This window comes from uncultured Roseobacter sp. (assembly GCF_947501835.1).
GTDB lineage: Bacteria > Pseudomonadota > Alphaproteobacteria > Rhodobacterales > Rhodobacteraceae > Roseobacter.
In genome coordinates this window covers 337,489-354,912 of the sequence record NZ_CANMXR010000004.1, presented here as the reverse complement: position 1 = coordinate 354,912, position 17,424 = coordinate 337,489, and the positions used below count along the sequence as shown (strand labels likewise).

Here is a 17,424-nt window from a genome sequence, read left to right as displayed (position 1 = left end):
CTTTGCCACACATGCAATGTTGAAACACGAACAGATGGGATACCCTGATGCGAACGATACTTGCTGCCGCCCTTGTCGCGCTTGGCTTTGGCGCAACCAGCCTTGCCGCCGATGTCTCCGGCAAGCTGGTGCTTTATACCTCGCAGCCGAATGCCGATGCGCAACGTACTGTCGATGCTTTTACAGCCCAGTATCCAGAGGTTGACGTGGAATGGATCCGTGACGGCACCACCAAAATCATGGCCAAACTGCGCGCTGAATTCGAGGCCGGCGCACCACAGCCGGATGTGCTTTTGATCGCCGATATGGTGACCATGGAAGGCCTGGAGGCCGAGGGCCGCCTGATGCCTTATCCGGACGCCGATGTATCCGCCTATGATCCAGCACTCATGGATGACGAGGGCCACTATTTCTCGACCAAGCTGATCACCACGGGCATCGTTTACAACACCGGCGCCCCTATGGTGCCAACCTCCTACAAAGATCTGCTGAAACCTGATGCAAAGGACAAGCTGGCAATGCCCTCGCCGCTGACCAGCGGGGCGGCCACCATTCACATGGCATCGATCACCGGAGCTTCCGATCTGGGGTGGGACTACTACGAAGCCTTGGCGGATCAGGGCGCAAACCCGCAGGGCGGCAATGGCGGCACCTACAAAGCAATCGCCGGGGGCGAGAAACTCTATGGTTTCGTTGTCGATTTCCTGCCCATCCGGAACATGCTTGAGGGTGCGCCGGTGAAATTCGTCTTCCCCGAGGAAGGCGTCAGTGCGGTGACCGAACCCGCGGCCATCCTGTCGACGGCGCAAAACCCGCAAGCCGCGAAAGCCTTTATCGATTTCCTAATCTCGCCGGAGGGCCAGCAATTGGCGGCGGATATGGGCTATCTGCCCGCGCATCCCGCCATCGCGCCCCCCGAAGGCTTCCCGGCACGCGACGCAATCAAGCTGCTTGATTTTGACCCAGCCAAGGCACTGTCTGAGGACGCCGCCAACAAAGCGCGTTTCGCTGACATTTTTGGCGGGTAAGCCTTGCTCCGCTATTGGCGCAGTGGCGAGGGGGTGACCCTCGCCGCTCTGCTTTGTGTCGCGCTGATCCTCTTTGTCTTCCCGCTTGGCTTGTTGGTCCGGGTGGGCCTGTCTGGCGATGAGGGTCTGAACCTCGCCCCTGTGATCGAAGCGCTCAACAGCCGCGCGGTGCCACGCGCGCTTTGGAATTCGCTGGAAAGCAGCCTGCTCTCTGCTGTACTCGCACTCCTCGGCGGCACGACCGCCGCACTGGTGCTGGGGCTGACGGATATCAGGTGGAAAGGCGCGTTCACCTTTCTCCTGCTGATCCCGATGATGATCCCGCCCCATGTGACAGCGATTGCCTGGGTGCAGGCCCTGGGTCCCTCCTCTCCGCTATTGAAAACGCTGGGAGTGGCTCCCGAGATCGGCACCACGCACCCGCTCTACTCCCGTGAGGGGGTCATCTTTCTGCTGGGCATCCAGCATGCCCCGCTTGTGTTTCTGGTGGTTCTGGCCGCCCTGCGCAGCTTGCCGCGGGAAATGTCCGATGCCGCCCGCGTGGCAGGTGCCGGGCCCGGGCAGCTGCTGGCGCGCATCATTCTGCCGCTTCTGGCGCCCACGCTGGTTGCAGGCTTTGCGCTCGCTTTCGTCTCGGCTTTGGGCAATTTCGGGATCCCCGCGCTTCTGGGCATTCCCGCGCGCTACACCACGCTGCCCGTCCTGATCTGGCAGCGGCTCGCCAGTTTCGGCCCCTCGGTCCTGTCGGATGTTGCCGCGATTGCCGCGCTGGTTGCCGTCATCGCGATCGCTGCCGTGCTGGCCCAGATGTGGCTCGCCCGCCGCAGTCGCAACGCCCTGATCGGCCCACCGCAGGCGCCGCTTTCGATTGCCCTGGGCCCCGCGCGTCCGGTGGTGGAACTGAGCATGGCCATGGTCGTGCTGGGCACGCTTGTCCTGCCGCTCACCGCACTCTTCGCCACCGCGCTGGTCACCACCTACGGGTTGCCATTGACCGCTGAAACCCTGACGCTGAAGAACTTTGCGGAGGTCCTGTTTCGGCAATCCGTGACCGCGCGCGCGTTCTTGAATTCCACCCTGATCGCGGGGATCGCGGCGATCACCATTGCCCTGCTCTGCACCCTGCTGGCGCGCTACATGGTCGCTCGGGACCCTGGCACCCGACGGCTCGGCACGGGCATGGCGACGCTGGCCGAAATCACCTATGCCATCCCCGGGTTGGTGATCTCGATTGCCTTCATCCTCGCCTTCATCAAGCCGCTGCCACTCCTCAACCTGTCGATCTACAACACGCTGACGATCATTCTGCTCGCCTATCTCTGCGCCTTTTTCTCCATCGCTCTAAAACCGGTCAGCGCGGCCTATTTACAGCTTGACCCCACACTGGACGAAGCGGCGCGCGTCGCCGGGGCCGGGTTTGGCACACGTATGCGGCGGATCACCGCGCCGCTGATCGCGCCAGCGGCGGCCTCTGGCACCATTCTGGTGTTTCTGACCGCCTATAACGAGGTCACGGTCTCCGCGCTCTTGTGGTCCTCTGGGAATGAAACCATCGGCACCACGATCTTCAATTATGAGGACGGCGGCTACACCACCTTGGCCGCAGCGATGTCTGCGGTGACGGTCGTTGCCACCGTGCTGCTGATGATCGCGCTGGACCGTCTGGGCCGTGTTGCACCACGAGGTGTCGTCCCCTGGCGTCTTTAGTCCGGCAACAGCCAGCACCCCCTGAAAGTGAGCCAGAGACCCTCGCCGACGGTGGCCGGTTGATCAAGGTCTACCATCAAGGGCGTGTCGATGCCCTCCGCCGCGGCAGTGGCCTCCCACACACCGCCCCGGTAGTGCACCGATGTCAGAACCGCGGGCACCCCGTGCCCCCCGATGCCGATATCACGCGGTCGCAGGAAAGCCTGCGCCGTTCCATTCTCGCGGTCGGGCGGACGCCTTGGCGCGACATTCTGGTGCCCGATCTGAACGTGCCCCGTGCGCAGGATCGCGGACACCACGGTCCCGCGTCCAATGAACCGCGCCACCTTTGCCGAGGCCGGTTGGTCATAGATCTCCCGCGGCGATCCGATCTGCAGAAACTGGCCCGCGTCCATCACCGCCATGATATCGGCAAGCGCCATCGCCTCGCGCTGATCATGGGTGATGTAAAGCGTGGTCACGCCTGAGCGGCGATGAAAGGCTTTCAACTCGGTTTCCATCTCGCTGCGCAGATGCGGGTCGAGGTTGGCGAGGGGCTCATCCATCAGGATCGTATCGGCCTCTCCCGCAAGGCAGCGGGCTAGGGCGACACGTTGCCGTTGCCCCCCCGAAAGCGCCTCGGGCCGCCGGTCTTTCATCGCCGTAAGGGCGACGGTTTCCAGATGTGCGGCGGCTTTGCTGCGCGCCGCCTCACGGCTCAGGCCCCGCGCCTCATAGGGGAATGCCACATTCCCCTCAACGGTCAGATGCGGCCAGAGCGCGTAGGATTGAAAAACAACGCCTACGGCCCGGTCTTCCGGCGGCAGAAACACCTCCGGCCCTGCGACCTGCGCGCCGTGCAAGGCAAGGCTGCCGCTGTCTGGTGTTTCCAGCCCGGCGATCAGCCGCAACAGCGTGCTCTTGCCACAGCCCGACGCGCCAACAATCGCAAAGAAGGCGTTTTGCGGGATGTCGAAAGAGACATCGTCAACAGCCGCAAGCGCGCCGAACCGCTTTGTCAGGTTTCGTGCCGTGATGCTCATGGTTTCGGGAAACCAGATAGCCGTGATGTGCCGGCAATCAACGGCGCATGGGTACGGGACTTCACGCGGATCTGTAAACGGGGTTGGCCCAGGCGCGCCGCCCGGCCGCGTCGATGACGCTCACCCGCATCCACGGCGAGGCCTCAAAGCGCTCAAGCGGCACGGAAGTGCGCGTCATCGACGCCCCATGCGCGCCAACCGCTGCCGACCCACGCCCCTGCACGATCACGGAAGCAACCGCACTGGTCTCCACCACCACGGCATTTTCCTCCCAGTGAATGGCGCGGATTTCAGGACCGGTCGAGGCGTAATAGGCCCCGTCCTTCAACGCCCTCAAAAGCGCGTCGGGGTCGTTTTCCTCCGCCTTGACCATGACCCAGCCGCCGAAATGATCAGGCTCCGTGAAATGCGCATCATCGGTGGCGCAAAGGGTCATCTGGCGGCCCTCAGACAGCATCTGATCGAGCGTATAGAACCCATGCGGTCGATCACACCCGGTGGCACAGCCATGGTTATAGACCTCAACCGCATGGGCGGCCTCAAGGGTCCGCGCATCTTCTGTTGTCAGCCCGGACCATTCGGGGTGCGCAATGGCGACAAAAGCACCCGCGTCGCGCGCCCGTCGGGCCAAGGCCGCACCGCTCTCCTGCCCATCGATGGGTTTGAAGTGAGGCGCGTTTGGCGGCTCGAAATCCTCTGGCAGGCCCACCGCCAGAATATGCCACAGCTCTCCGTTTTCCATTGCACCAGAATGCAATTCGGCCCCAAGCAATGTGGTGAACCCCTCGCCTCGAAAGGCGCGCGTGTCGGCAATCGGATAGCCATATTGCCCGATAAAATGATCTGTCAGCGCAATGAAATCATAGCCTTCGGCGCGGTAACGGCGACAAACTTCTGCGGGCTCCAGGCAGCCGTCTGACAGGTTGGAATGCGTATGAAGGTTCCCGCGCCAAAACCGGCCCGGACGGTCGAATGCCAAACTGCTCATGGGTGCCCTCTTTTGTGTCATACGCTTGTTGCGCAAGGGTGTGAAAAGCATGTGACAGTTTCGCGACGTGGAGCCTTTTTTGACTGATCTCAGCGCATTACATGGCATTCTGCAGGCGCAGGACTGGCCACGGGCCGAACGGCTCCTGCGCCGTGCCGCGCAAAAGAAGGGTGCGCCCGCCGAAGTCTATTACAACCTCGCCAAGGTGTTGGAGGCGCGCGGCAAACCGGCGCAGCGCCAGATCTGGCTTAAACGTGCCGTCTCAGAACGCCCCGATTACGCCATGGCCTGGTTCGAACTGGGACGCGCGGCGCTGGACGATGGTGATCTTGTCGCCGCCGCGCAGGCCTTTGACACGGCCGCGCGTTTGGCTCCCGAGGATCACGAGGCCCGGCGGCTATCGGCACAGCTGGCGCTGCGGCTGGGTGATTGGGAAAAGGCAAAGGCCGGATTTGCAGAGAGTACCGACAGCGAGGCGCGTCTGGCGCGGTATCGCATTGCGGCGGAGCAAGGGGAAGACACCACCGCGGCGCGCGCAGCACTCTTGCGGGATCCGGAAATGCGCCCTGCTGTTCTGCGCGTGCTGACCCGTACCGCGAAAGGCACGCTGCCGCTTAAACTGCCTCAGTTCGAGCGGACGTAGCCGTCACCTGTCGCAATGGACGCCTCCTCAAAGAACAAACGACAGGCATTGCGCTGCAGCTCGCTGTCATATCCTTTGCGCTGTGCATGCGCACATTTGAAGAGAAAAGGCGAAGGCAGGGAAAACTGCGCCGTGCAGGCAGTTTCCTCAAGCCCGGAGGGGTATCCCTGAACCATCCAGCCCAGACATTGCGCACGCCGATCCTCATAGGCACCCGCCCGGGCCGCCCCTGCCGCAACCAGAAATCCAACAGATAAAAGTACTGCTCTCATGACCTGCCTTTTGTCATGAAAGTGTTACATTTTCCCTCAAACCGGTAAAGACCTACCTGCGGAAACGCTTCCGGTAGACCCCGGGCGCGACCGACAGCGCCTCCTGCACATCACGATTGCTGGTAATTTCAGCCTCGGTCATCGTGGTCACCGTGAGCGATGTGGCTTTCTGAACCGGCACCACCTGGGCGATGGGTGTCGCACGCGGGATCACTCCGTCGAAACCCGGCTCCAGCACGGCGGGAAAATGCACATAGCCGTCTGCAAAGAGGTCACAATCCACCACGCCGGAGAGGGTCTGAAACGGTAGGTCCGGATGGCCGGACGGGTGATGGAAGAGCAGCGACCAGCCCGGCTCCGCTTCCAGCGTCCAGTAGTTGATGAACTTTATGAAAATGTGATCCTGCGCCAGCGGGGAGCCATTGGCCTGCTCCGGCACATGCAGGCCGACCGGCGCGCGGGTGATCAGCGTCTCCGGCAGAACGGGCGGGTCCCACTCCCAGCTCAGTTCCCCCCCACGAACCGTCACATCGACGGGACACAGGATCAACACCCCCAGCCGCATCGCGTCAATCAGCGGCGGGCAATGCTTGAGCGTGCGCACCGGCGCGCCGCCAAGGCTTGCTGCCTGCACCTCTTCGGGCATGTCGCGCAGCCAGTTGGGCAGCATCCGCGCGGCGGGTACGGGTTTGGGCAACAAAGGTTCCAGGGCCGGATGGCACCGCGCAGTGATCATCATGCGGTGGCCTTAGCGCATTTCGCGGCGGGTCAGAACCGTATGCGTCAGTGCGGCTGCCACGGTCAGCACGATGATGATGGTTCCGACCGCATTGATCACCGGGGGATGACCGTTGGGATTGCGGCTCATTGCGCCGATCTCCGTCGCAAAGGTACAGGCCCCACCCTTGGCGAACATCGTGGTGTTGTAATTCTCCATCGACGCCATGAAGGCGATCACAGCCGCCGAGGCAAGCGCCGGCAGCAGGAATGGCAGGGTGATGCGCCGGAAAACGCGAAACGGGGATGCACCCAGATCAAGGGCTGCTTCTTCCAGCTCCACCGGCTGGCGTTGCAACCGCGCCATCAGGATCAGCAGCGGATAGCCCGCGATGAAGGTCACCTGCGCCATCATGATGGTGAAGAGGCCCGCGTTCACGCCAAGCCTGCTCCAAAACACCAGCGCCGAGAGGCCAAGGATCACCCCTGGGGCCAGCATGGGCGACAACAGCACCCACCACAGGATACCATTTGCCCGGCTGCGCCAACGCGTCAACAGCACCGCCCCCGCGAGACCCAGCAAGAGCGACAATGGCACGACAACCACCGAGACCTGCAGCGAATTGCCGAAACAGCTCAGAAACCGATCCCGATCCAGTGACCGCAGGACCGGATCCTCGCGGATCGCCGCCTCCGACATCCAGAAAAAGTCATACCATTTGGTGGTGAACCCGCCCCATTCGGTAACAGAGGGCGGCGAGGTGTTGTTAAAGCTCGATACGATCATCAACAAAAGCGGCGCCAGCATGAAGATGAGGAAGGCCCAGGTATAGACGCTCAGCACGGTATCGGCGCTGATCCGCAGCGTGCGCGCAGTTGCGCCGGGGGTTACGGATGCATCGGTCATCTTACACTCGCGAAATCTTTGAGCCGCGTCCGCATGAGCCACATGAACAGCGCCACGATCAGAAAACACACCAGCGTATAGGCAAAGGAATAGGCCGCGCCGACATTGGAGTTTTCCGATTCAAAGAACTTGTTGTAGATCGTCTGACTAAACCATTCCGCCTGCAACCCGCGACTGATGATCCGCGGCACGGAGAACGCGCCTGCCGCCAGCATGAAGGTGGCAATACAGCCCACGGCAATGCCGGGTTTGGCATGCGGAATGATGACCCGCCAATGCACCCGCCAGGTCGAGGACCCAAGATCCCGCGCCGCCTCGATCTGGTTGCGGTCCAGCGTCGACATCACATTGAAGATCGGGAAGACCATGAAAAGTACATAGGTGTAGACGATGACGGCAAAAACCGTCAGCGCGGAGCGTTTGAACTGGATCGGTTCCGCGATTGCGCCCGTCCAGAGCAGGAATTGGTTGAGCAGACCCTTGTTGTCGATGATCGCCGTCCAGGCATAGATGCGCATCAGCTCGACAATGGCATAGGGGATGATCAGGCCCAGAAACAGCCAGACTGCCCGTTCCGGCGGGGTTGCGAGCGCCACCTTGTAGGCAATCGGATAGCAGACCACCAACGCCAGCCCCGTTGCGAGAACCGCAAAGACCAGCGTGCGGACGAGGATGATCAGGCCAATGCGTTCGTAGACGTCGCCCTCGACACTGTAACGCAGCCCGATGACGCCGAGCAGCTGATTGGACAGCTTGGCGTTTTCTGCCACCCGCGCGGCATCCGACAGCGGGATCAGCACGGGCTGCGTCAGGGCGGCGAAATTGCCGACGCTCAGACGCGGCGCGTTGGCCTCGCTGATCAGAAGGGATTGGTAGGTGTCACCGGCGAGCGCGGCAATCTGCCGGGCGACGTCGATCTGCTGCGCAATGGGCAGGTCATCGGTCACCGAAAGCAGCGGCAGATCATAGAGATCGTTGAACCACGCCTCTGTCCCGGCAGCGCGCACCATTTTCTTGCGCGTGGTGGCCCGGTCACATTGCAGGATATAGGGCCTGCTTCCGGCCTGTGCTGAAGGGGCGCTCATACCCGACGCGGAGGGCACGGCCATGCCGGAGGCGGATGGCACAGCCAGACCGCCACTTTGCGCCGGTGTGTCGGGCGCCTCAGCGTACTGACCCAGAATGCTGATACAATTGAAGGCGTCGCGCTCCAGCTGTGCGGCGATGGAGCTGTCGAGTTGTCGCTTGGGCTTGGTCAGCGCCCGTTCCAGCATCGCCAGTTGCGGCAGAATGACCAGCACCAACCCCCAGACCAGAACCGCGCCGACAAATACCGCGACAAGACCGCGCCCATATCCCCGGATCAGATCCGTCATTGCGCGGCAAGCTCCTCACCGCCGGTGCGGGCCAGCGGCCCCTCGGGCAGCACGACGGCGTCCTCGGAAGGAAACCCGAATTGTGCGGCATCCGCGCTGATCTGCGTGGCGCTGGTATTGGGCACGCAGACAGTGATCTGCGCACCCGTCGGCGTGCGCAGCATCATGTTGACAAAGGCACCTTCCAGATCGCGGCGCTCCATCCGCGCCATCATCTGATTGTTCCCGGCGTCCAGCACCATCGCTTCGGGCCGAATGAACAGTATCGCCTCATCCCCGTCCCGCAAGCCCACCGGATTACGGCCGACAAATTGACCATGAGCGGTTTTGATATGGGCGTAGTCGCCGGTCACCGCCGTCACCCGACCGCGAAACTGGTTGGCCTCCCCCACGAAGGAGGCGGCAAAGGCCGTGTGCGGGCTGGAGTAAATCTCATCTGCGCCGCCAACCTGCTCGATGCGCCCCGCGTTCATTACCGCGATCCGGTCGGACATCGTCAGTGCCTCCCCCTGATCATGGGTGATGTAGATAAAGGTCACGCCGGTTTTCTTTTGGATCGCGCGCAATTCAGCCCGCATATGCTGGCGCAGCTTCAGGTCGAGCGCTGAGAGTGGCTCATCCAGCAGCAAGACCGATGGCCCCACCGCCAAGGCCCGGGCAATGGCAACGCGCTGGCGCTGTCCGCCTGATAACTCAGAGGGTTTTTTCTCCGCCTGATCCCCGAGGGCGACAAGCTGCAAGAGCTCATCGGCCTTTTCCCGGCGTGCGCGTTTGCCGACGCCGCGCGCTTCCAGCCCGAAGGCCACATTTTCCCAGACAGGCATCAGCGGAAAGAGCGCAAGGTTCTGAAAAATCAGCGCCGTCGGGCGCCCATTCGGCCCCTTGCCACGCTGATCCTCGCCACCGATCAACACGCGCCCCCGTGAGGGTTCTACAAACCCCGAAACCGACCGCAGGATCGTCGTTTTGCCACAGCCCGAAGGCCCCAGAATGGAAAAGAACTCGCCAGCTTCGACCTTCAGATGGGTCTCATGGACCGCGGTGAAACCGTTGGGATAGGTGATCTCCACACCGTCGAGCACAACATCCTTGCCACGTTCCATAATCCGCTCCAACCGTTGGGCCAAGGCGGCCCCGCAACAAGGGACCGCCTTGGTCTTTTGAAAATCGCCTTTGGAACCCTCAGGCGTTGGTGATGATTTCGACGAACTCGTTCCGCACCGGTGCAAAGAACGGCGTATCGGCCTGCCACCACCACATGTTCCCCAGAACATCCGGCGTATAGACCTCGTTGAACTGCGCTTTGAACTCTGGCGAGGCAAAGTCCGCCGCCCCGGCCACAGCCGAGTTGTAACCGGTGTTATTGGCAAACATGCCACCGGTTTCCGGTTTCAGCATGAAGTTCATGAAGGCAACGGCCTGCTCGGGGTTTTCCGCACCTTTCAGGATGCCGAAACTGTCGAGCCAGGTCACAATGCCCTCTTTCGGCGCGCGGTAGAGGTAGTCGCTGTTTTCGCGGTTCAGCAGCAGGCCGGTGGTGTCCCAGGTCTGACCGATGATCGAACCCGCTTCCTTGAAGGCGGCGGTGGCTTCGGTCGCGTTGTTCCAGAACGCCCCGAAATTGTCTTTGCGCTCCAGGATCCACTTGGTCACTTCGCCCCAGACCCGGCGCGCATCGTCTTCTGACTTGTAAACGTCGAGCATGCGATTGGACGGCACGGCACCAATGGCGTCGAGATAGAGCCCGGTGCCCATGATGACCGATTTCTGACGGAAGGCCGCTTTGCCCTTGGCCGCATCGGCCCATAAATCGCCGTAGGACACCTGACCCTCGATCGGCATGGCCGCCGAATTATAGGTAACGCCCTCGGTGCCCCAATCAAACGGCAGCAGGATCTGTTCGCCTTTGAACACACCGCCCAGCCCCGCGCTGTCGCGCACGAAGGAGGGGATCACGTTCTCTATATTCACCGCGGCAGGAATGGGCGCGAAAAAGCTGTCGCCGCTGTCGTCCACATAACCGCCCGAATTGGTGATGGAGGGGAACACCACATCGAACCCTTTGCCGCCATTGGCGCGCACAGTCGATTCCGCCTCGTCGTTCGAGCCATAGGTGGTCAGTTCCAGCTGGATACCGGTTTCCGCCTCAAATGCCTCGATGATGTTGGGCTGAACGTAATCCTGCCAGGCAAAAACCTTGACCGTCCCGGAGGACGCCAGCGCGTCGGACGCTTTCAGGATCATCGGGGCAGCAGCACCTGCCGCTGTCAGTTTCAATGCGGAGCGACGCGTGAAGCTCATAGGGGAACCCTCTTTTTGATAATGCGTTTCACCCGGGCTGGCCGGGTCCGAGCGCATCTACAGAGGTAAAAGCATCGGGTTGATGACAATCTGACAAAGATTTTGTGACAGCCGTCGCGCCGATCCGGTGGTCGTTCAGAAAACCACGTTCATCATGAACAGGGACACGATCAAGAAGAGGATCGTCATCACCCCGCCGCTCTTCATGAAATCGGTCACCTTGTATCCCGCAGGGCCCATGATCAGCGCGTTGACCTGATGGGTCGGGATCAGGAACGAGTTGGACGTCGATATGGCAACGGTCAGGGCAAAGATCGCCGGATCGCCGCCTGCCGCAATTGCAATGGAAACCGCCAGCGGGACAAGCAGCACCGTCGCGCCCACATTCGACATGATCAGGGTGAAGGCGGTTGCCAGAACCGCAACCCCGGCCTGCAGCGACCATAAGGGCCAGCCGTTCAGCAAGGACAGGATCTGCTGTGCAATCCACTCCGCCGTGCCCGTGGTCTGCACCGCCTGCCCCAGCGGGATCAGGCTGGCCAGCAGGAACACCGTGCTCCAGCTCACCGCGCCATAGGCGTCGTCAATGTCCAGCACACCGGTCAAGATCATGCCGACCGCGCCGGTCAGCAGACACAGGGACAAGCGCAGGTCAGTGAAGAGAATGAGTGAGATCGAGATGATAAAGAACACCAGCGCCCAGCCGACCTTGGTCGGGCGCAGTTCTTCTTGCGGGAAATCCGTGGTCACCACAACGAAATCGCGGTCCCGGGTCAGCCGCGTGAGCGATTCCCAGGTGCTGTGAATGACCAGCGTATCACCCGCGTGGAAGGGTACTTCGCCCACCGCCGTCGGCGCATGTTCGTCGGTTTCCACATAGCTCATGGTCTCTTCATCGCGGTGAATGGCAAGCAGGCTGGCGCCATAGGTCTTGCGAAACACCAGATCATGCGCGCATTTTCCGATCACCGAAGAACCCGGTGGGACCACCATTTCGGCCACGCCGGATTTGGTGGGGGCATAATCCTCCGCAAAGACATCCAGATCGTCATGCAGGATGTAGCCCCCCTCTTCCACCATCTGCTGGATGACCTTTTCACGGCCCAGAATGGCGAGACGGCAGGGCGCTGTGATCTCCGTCTGTATGACCGGTGCGAACCAGCGTTTGCCCTGATAGGCGCTGCCGATGATATAGACATGATAGCGTTGCATGATGTCGTCGAACGTCTCACCGACACAAGGATGCCCTTCGGGAACGGTGATCTCGAAAATATCCGTCTTTAGCCCGTAGATGTTTTTCAGGTAGTCTTTCAGCGATTTGGCACTTGCGCCATCGCCGGCTTTTGTTCCCTTGGGCAACACCCAGCGACCGAAAAGCATGAAATACAAAATGCCCGTCATCACCAGACAAATCCCCACCGGCGTTACCGAAAACAACCCGAAAGGCGCCATTTGCTGATCTGCGGGCAGCGTTTGGTTCGCGCTGAGCAGCAGATCGTTGAGCAGGATCAGCGGCGATGACCCCACCATTGTCATGGTCCCGCCCAGAATGGCGCAAAACCCCATCGGCATCAGCAAGCGGCTCAGCGGCAATTCCGTGCGCACCGAAATCCGGCTGACCACGGGCAGGAACAGCGCTGCTGCTCCTACGTTCTGCATGAAAGACGAAATGACACCAACGGTGCCGGAGATGATCGGAATGATGCGGGTTTCGGTTTTGCCGCCGTGCTTGAGGATCAGGGAGGCCACCTTGCTCATCAGACCGGTTTTGTCCAAACCTGCGCCGATGATCATCACCGCGATGATGGAGACAACGGCATTCGAGGCCAAACCGTCAAAGAGGCGACTGACATCGGCCAGTGAGTTGAGGCCCGGTATCTGGCTCAGCAGCCCAAGCAGCACCATCACCATGATGGCCGCGAGGTCTATTCGGACGATCTCTGAGATGAACAGGAAAACCGTGAATGCCAGCAAGCCAAGGACCACCGACATTTCCAACGTAAGACTAATCGTTTCCAACCCACGCATCCTTTTTACATTTTGTTACCATTCACCGGGCGGTTCACGCAACAAAATGTCTGAAATGCTTGATTTTCGGGATGAAAGAGGGTGCGCGATGCAGGTCTTGAGCAGCGTCCAAGTCGGATTTGGGCTACCGCTGGATGACAAGACAGCGGCCAAATTCATGACCGCTGCGCTTTGTCCAAAAGATGAAAAGAGTTGCTTTGCAGATCCTCAGGCCGCTTGGCGACGGCGGCGGCGCGCAAAGGCGGCCCCGCCGAACAATGCCGAGCCCAACAGCAAGGCGCTGGCCGGCACCGGAACCGCCGCGACCGTCGGTTCACCAAAAATGAAATCATCCATGGCCACGACACCGGCGCCACTTTTCGCCGTATCAAAAGGGATATACCCGGCCTGAACCGTGGCACCAACAATTGTCGGCTCATCAAAGAGAACGCCGATGAAGGACAATCCGCCCGGTCCACTTGCCTCCGCGTTCACGGAAAACGCGGGATGGTCGGTGCCGATATCCTGCCCCTTCAGGAAGAAGTTCACCATCGCATCGGTCGTCTTTTCCTTGGTTTTTTCGTCCTCAACCTCACTCACATTGGTGAAGACAATGCCAAGGCCACGTGTCGCCGCCGGGGTTTTCTGATCGGCGGGATCAAAAAACACCACGTCGAAAATTGTGCCGCCCGTGGGTGCAAAAAGCCGTTCAGGGCTGAAAACATCAAGCTCCTTTTCAAACCCAAAGCGAACCGGCTCACCAGAGGCTTCCGTACTGCTGAGCTGGAAGCCCTTGGCAATCTGTTCGGGCGCGCCTGCCTTGGGGTTTTCGCTGGGCCGGAACTCGATACCGCGGGCAAGAGGTGCGAAATTGCGATTGAAGAAATCCCCGGGAAACGGGTTTGGATCGGAGACCACATCCGGTGCCCCGTCCCAGTCGATCTGGCGACGCCCGCCCTTGAAATTCTCCGGCTCATTTGGATTGAGCGCGCCGAGCGCATCGCGAAATGCGTCAACCTCGGCCTGAATGCTTGCCGCGTCTGAACCGGCGGCAGAGAAAATCATCGGGGCTGCGGTCGCAACGCAGGGCGCTAATATGAGCGCGCCGACAAAAGCTGAAAATCGGGTCGAAAACATGGGAACTCCTATACATAAACCATTGCGTGAAAAGGGGGGCACTAAGGCCCCCCACGAACGTTATGACGATCAAAACTGATAGAAGTGCGGTCCAGAACACCCGTCTAGAACCAAAACAAACGCTGGGGCTACTGCCCTGGTGCGCCCTCCGAAAAATACCCTGGAGGATATAGAGACGGTCCGTTTCATGGCCTTGCTCCTACCTGCTATGCTGAGCGGTTGTTCAGGTCGCTCACATCAGGGTTACGCATGGCCCTTAGAGATTATTCTCGGCATCCGAGAAAATTTTAAACTTTTTTTCTGAACGCGTTTTATGTCGCGAAACTGCCGGTCAGATCCAAGCGCATCTGGTCCGTGGCGGCGTGCCACTCAGCCCGTCAGACCTGCGTCGCTGCTGCCCGTGCAATCTCTGCAAGGTCACTTCTGCCTTCGTCCCCGACCACGACGAAGTTCGAATTCTCTCCGCCCCATGACACCATGCCGAAGTTTTGGATCGACTGTTCCGCAAACCCATCACGCGGCGTTTCCGTCTGGATCTGGCACAGCGCCACAACGCGTTCATTCGCATCCAGATACATCAGTTGGGCCACCGGTTTGCCCGCGGCCACCAAAAGCCGCGCACCCTGGAATTCAAGCCCTTGAGCCGTCAGATCAGGAACCCGCACGTCAGCGCCGACCGTATTGGTCAACCATGTCTGGATGTGGTCCCGTTCGGTTGCCGGAACTTCGACAAGATGGCGTTTTTGCGCAGCATAAACGGTGTGATAGTCGGCAATATCCTGAAGCCAGCCCGGCGCGGCAACGACCTCGTTGCCTTGCGTCAAACCGGCCCAGTATCCGCCGCCGCTACCGATTGCCAAGGCGATGACCGCCGCAGCAGCCGTCAGCCACCCCGTCCCCTTGCGCGGCGCGCCGGGATCATTCGCAATTATGTCTTCCGGCGCATCCTGTATGGCTTTTGCAAGTTCAAAAGGAACCGGTTCACCCAGGATCGCGGCGAATTCGTCTTTGGCAACGCGGTCTGCTGCCATCAGCGTCTCAAGCTCCGCCTGCAGTTCCGCGTCGTTTTCCAGTGCCTTCTCCATCGCGCGGGTTTCGGTCTCCGAAAGCTCACCGTCCAGAAAGGCGCTCAGTTTTTCCTGATACTGGTTCATTGGACGCCTCCCACAGGGTCTGCGATTTTCTGTGCTAGGGTCTTTCGGGCGCGGTGGATGCGGCTCATCACCGTGCCAATCGGAATGTCCAGCAGTTCAGCAGCCTCGGCGTAACTGTACCCTTCCACCGAAACGACCAGCAGAACGCTTGCAAGGTCGCTGGGCAAAGCCGCGATCTTGCCCTGCAGCTGAGAGAAGGCAACGCGGCTCTCGCCCGTTTCCGTCGTGATCAATTCAGCGCTTTCCTCCGCCGGGATGTGACCTTCACCCAGCCGCACTTTGCGTTTGCGGATCTCGCTGATCCAGAGGTTGCGGGTGATGCGAAAGAGCCAGCGGTCCAATGGCTGCGCAGGGTCCCATTGATGCGATTTGCTGAGCGCCCGCAAACAGGCCTCCTGCACAAGATCATCCGCTTCCGGAACTGACCGTGTCAGGCTCCGGGCAAACCGTCTGAGACGCGGCAAAACGGCAATCATATCGCGCTTGAAGTCAGTCAACATGCAGTCCTCGCATGTAACATCCCCGATGATCAGAACACCCAGGGAAAGTAATGGAATGAATGGCGCCAAAGCGCAACTCGGTTCCGGATATGCCGGACTGGCTCTTCCCACAGCCATGGCGCTCTCCTTTTGTCGTCCACTAGGAACTACGGATGGCGAGGGTAAAAAATTCTCCGGATTGCCAATGGGATGCATTTATCTGGTGCTAAAGAGCGTTAATAACGTGCTGCTGGTCAGATGCTTGCCCCGCTGCAACGGATCTAAACCGCGGGAACCGCCACCCAATCCGCCCATAAATTAGGCAAAAACAGACAAAACACCCTGATACGCCCTATTTTTAAGCAGCCCTCGGGTTTCCAAAGCCATGATGTCGAACCTCTGTTGAATTCCCGCGCCGCGCATTCTGACATGGGGGCGCAGGATATCTAGGGTTCCGCTTCCGCGTGAGGGTCTGGTCCGAGAGATATCGCTACCCGGCAACAGACCGGGCGGTACACGGCGGGGCAAAATCCCGGGAGGCTACTGCGCAGGTTTGACCCGCGCTCCGATATAGCACTTCACGCGGTCATTCCATTTATGAAAACCGATGGGGACCAAAGATGAAAAAACTATTTTTCTCGACAGTAGCTGCACTATGCCTTGCGTCCGGCGCCAGCGCCCAGGACCGCACCGACTTCCGGGTCGCCTGGTCAATCTACGTGGGCTGGATGCCATGGGGCTATCTCGAAGACAGCGGCATCATGGACAAATGGGCGGACAAATACAGCATCGATGTCGAGATCGTGCAGATCAACGACTACATCGAGTCGATCAACCAGTACACCGCCGGGCAATTCGATGGCGTCTCGGCCACGAACATGGATACGCTCTCCATCCCTGCGGGTGGTGGCGTCGACACCACGGCGTTGATTGTCGGCGACTATTCCAACGGCAACGATGCGGTCATCCTGAAAGGCGACGGCGATCTGAAGAGCCTCTCGGGCATGCCGGTCAATCTGGTGGAGCTTTCCGTGTCGCATTACCTGCTGGCGCGCGGGCTGGACAGCGTCGGTCTGTCGGAGGCGGATCTGGACAGCGTCATCAACACCTCTGATGCGGATATGATTGCGGCCTTTGCGACCGACGATGTGCAAGCTGTGGTCACCTGGAACCCGCTGGTCTCCTCGATCCTCGAAGACCCGAAAGCCACGAAGCTTTTCGACAGCTCCGACATCCCGGGCGAGATCATTGACCTGATGGTGGTGAACACCGAAACGCTGGCGGCCAACCCGGATTTCGGCAAGGCCCTGGTCGGCGCGTGGTACGAGGTGATGGGGCTGATGGCGGCGGGTGATGAAGAGGTTTTGTCCGCCATGGCAGAAGCCTCGGGAACCGATCTCGCAGGCTATCAGGCACAGCTTGCCTCGACCGAGATGTTCTATGATCCAGCGGCGGCCGTCAGTTTCACCTCTGATGCAGCGCTGCCCGACACAATGGTCAGCGTCGCGGAATTCCTCTTTGACAAGGGGATCCTCGGCGAGGGCGCACCATCTGCCGATTTTGTGGGGGTTGCCTATCCGGATGGCACGGTCACTGGGGATGAAAACAACGTGATGTTTCGCTTCGACACCACATACATGCAAATGGCCGCCGACGGCGCGCTCTGATCCATCGGGCAAAGCCCCG

The 17,424-nt window shown here is 60.4% G+C and carries 16 protein-coding genes and 1 riboswitch; of the genes, 4 read left to right on the top strand and 12 right to left on the bottom strand.

Features of this window, described 5'->3' with window-relative positions:
- Positions 1-47: 47 nt before the first annotated feature.
- Positions 48-1,028 (top strand): ABC transporter substrate-binding protein, encoded by a 981-nt coding sequence (locus Q1A20_RS10725; RefSeq protein ID WP_299407447.1) that lies wholly within the window; start codon positions 48-50, stop codon positions 1,026-1,028.
- Positions 1,029-1,031: 3 nt separating this feature from the next.
- On the top strand, positions 1,032-2,735 hold the full coding sequence (locus tag Q1A20_RS10720) for an iron ABC transporter permease (protein ID WP_299407444.1): 1,704 nt from the start codon (positions 1,032-1,034) through the stop codon (positions 2,733-2,735).
- Here Q1A20_RS10720 and Q1A20_RS10715 read toward each other — a convergent pair.
- Positions 2,732-3,757 carry an ABC transporter ATP-binding protein gene (locus Q1A20_RS10715; protein ID WP_299407442.1) on the bottom strand — a complete coding sequence of 342 codons (1,026 nt, stop codon included), beginning with the start codon at positions 3,755-3,757 and terminating at the stop codon, positions 2,732-2,734. The genes Q1A20_RS10720 and Q1A20_RS10715 overlap by 4 nt on opposite strands.
- 61 nt (positions 3,758-3,818) lie before the next feature.
- Positions 3,819-4,745 (bottom strand): PHP domain-containing protein, encoded by a 927-nt coding sequence (locus Q1A20_RS10710; protein ID WP_299407439.1) that lies wholly within the window; start codon positions 4,743-4,745, stop codon positions 3,819-3,821.
- A 79-nt stretch (positions 4,746-4,824) separates the two neighbouring features.
- On the opposite strand from Q1A20_RS10710, the gene Q1A20_RS10705 reads away from it, so the two are divergent.
- Positions 4,825-5,388, top strand: coding sequence for a tetratricopeptide repeat protein (locus Q1A20_RS10705; protein ID WP_299407436.1), 564 nt, complete (start codon positions 4,825-4,827; stop codon positions 5,386-5,388).
- Here the strand turns inward: Q1A20_RS10705 and Q1A20_RS10700 are convergent.
- From Q1A20_RS10700 to Q1A20_RS10655, 10 genes are all read right to left on the bottom strand, one after another.
- On the bottom strand, positions 5,370-5,660 hold the full coding sequence (locus Q1A20_RS10700; protein WP_299407434.1) for a hypothetical protein: 291 nt from the start codon (positions 5,658-5,660) through the stop codon (positions 5,370-5,372). The genes Q1A20_RS10705 and Q1A20_RS10700 overlap by 19 nt on opposite strands.
- Positions 5,661-5,712: 52 nt before the next feature.
- Positions 5,713-6,399, bottom strand: a complete 687-nt coding sequence (locus Q1A20_RS10695) for a hypothetical protein (RefSeq protein ID WP_299407431.1) — start codon at positions 6,397-6,399, stop codon at positions 5,713-5,715.
- 9 nt (positions 6,400-6,408) lie between these two features.
- Entirely contained in the window at positions 6,409-7,284 is an 876-nt protein-coding gene (locus tag Q1A20_RS10690; RefSeq protein WP_299407429.1) for an ABC transporter permease, read from the bottom strand.
- A complete protein-coding gene (locus tag Q1A20_RS10685; RefSeq protein WP_299916928.1) occupies positions 7,281-8,660 on the bottom strand; it encodes an ABC transporter permease in 1,380 nt (459 codons plus the stop codon). The genes Q1A20_RS10690 and Q1A20_RS10685 overlap by 4 nt, the downstream gene beginning before the upstream one ends.
- Positions 8,657-9,763 (bottom strand): ABC transporter ATP-binding protein, encoded by a 1,107-nt coding sequence (locus Q1A20_RS10680; RefSeq protein ID WP_299916927.1) that lies wholly within the window; start codon positions 9,761-9,763, stop codon positions 8,657-8,659. The genes Q1A20_RS10685 and Q1A20_RS10680 overlap by 4 nt, the downstream gene beginning before the upstream one ends.
- A 79-nt stretch (positions 9,764-9,842) precedes the next feature.
- Positions 9,843-10,961 carry an extracellular solute-binding protein gene (locus Q1A20_RS10675; protein WP_299916926.1) on the bottom strand — a complete coding sequence of 373 codons (1,119 nt, stop codon included), beginning with the start codon at positions 10,959-10,961 and terminating at the stop codon, positions 9,843-9,845.
- A gap of 135 nt (positions 10,962-11,096) precedes the next feature.
- Positions 11,097-12,980, bottom strand: coding sequence for an SLC13 family permease (locus tag Q1A20_RS10670; RefSeq protein ID WP_299407703.1), 1,884 nt, complete (start codon positions 12,978-12,980; stop codon positions 11,097-11,099).
- Positions 12,981-13,196: 216 nt separating this feature from the next.
- Positions 13,197-14,105 (bottom strand): PEP-CTERM sorting domain-containing protein, encoded by a 909-nt coding sequence (locus Q1A20_RS10665; protein ID WP_298973234.1) that lies wholly within the window; start codon positions 14,103-14,105, stop codon positions 13,197-13,199.
- Positions 14,106-14,482: 377 nt separating this feature from the next.
- Entirely contained in the window at positions 14,483-15,259 is a 777-nt protein-coding gene (locus Q1A20_RS10660; RefSeq protein WP_299407416.1) for an anti-sigma factor, read from the bottom strand.
- Complete coding sequence (locus Q1A20_RS10655; RefSeq protein ID WP_298973229.1) at positions 15,256-15,759, bottom strand: RNA polymerase sigma factor; 504 nt, start codon at positions 15,757-15,759, stop codon at positions 15,256-15,258. Before Q1A20_RS10655 ends, Q1A20_RS10660 begins: the two co-directional genes overlap by 4 nt.
- Before the next feature lie 414 nt (positions 15,760-16,173).
- Positions 16,174-16,279, top strand: a riboswitch (guanidine-I (ykkC/yxkD leader).
- Between the two features lie 79 nt (positions 16,280-16,358).
- Here Q1A20_RS10655 and Q1A20_RS10650 point away from each other — a divergent pair.
- On the top strand, positions 16,359-17,405 hold the full coding sequence (locus Q1A20_RS10650; protein WP_299407412.1) for a putative urea ABC transporter substrate-binding protein: 1,047 nt from the start codon (positions 16,359-16,361) through the stop codon (positions 17,403-17,405).
- Positions 17,406-17,424: the final 19 nt, after the last annotated feature.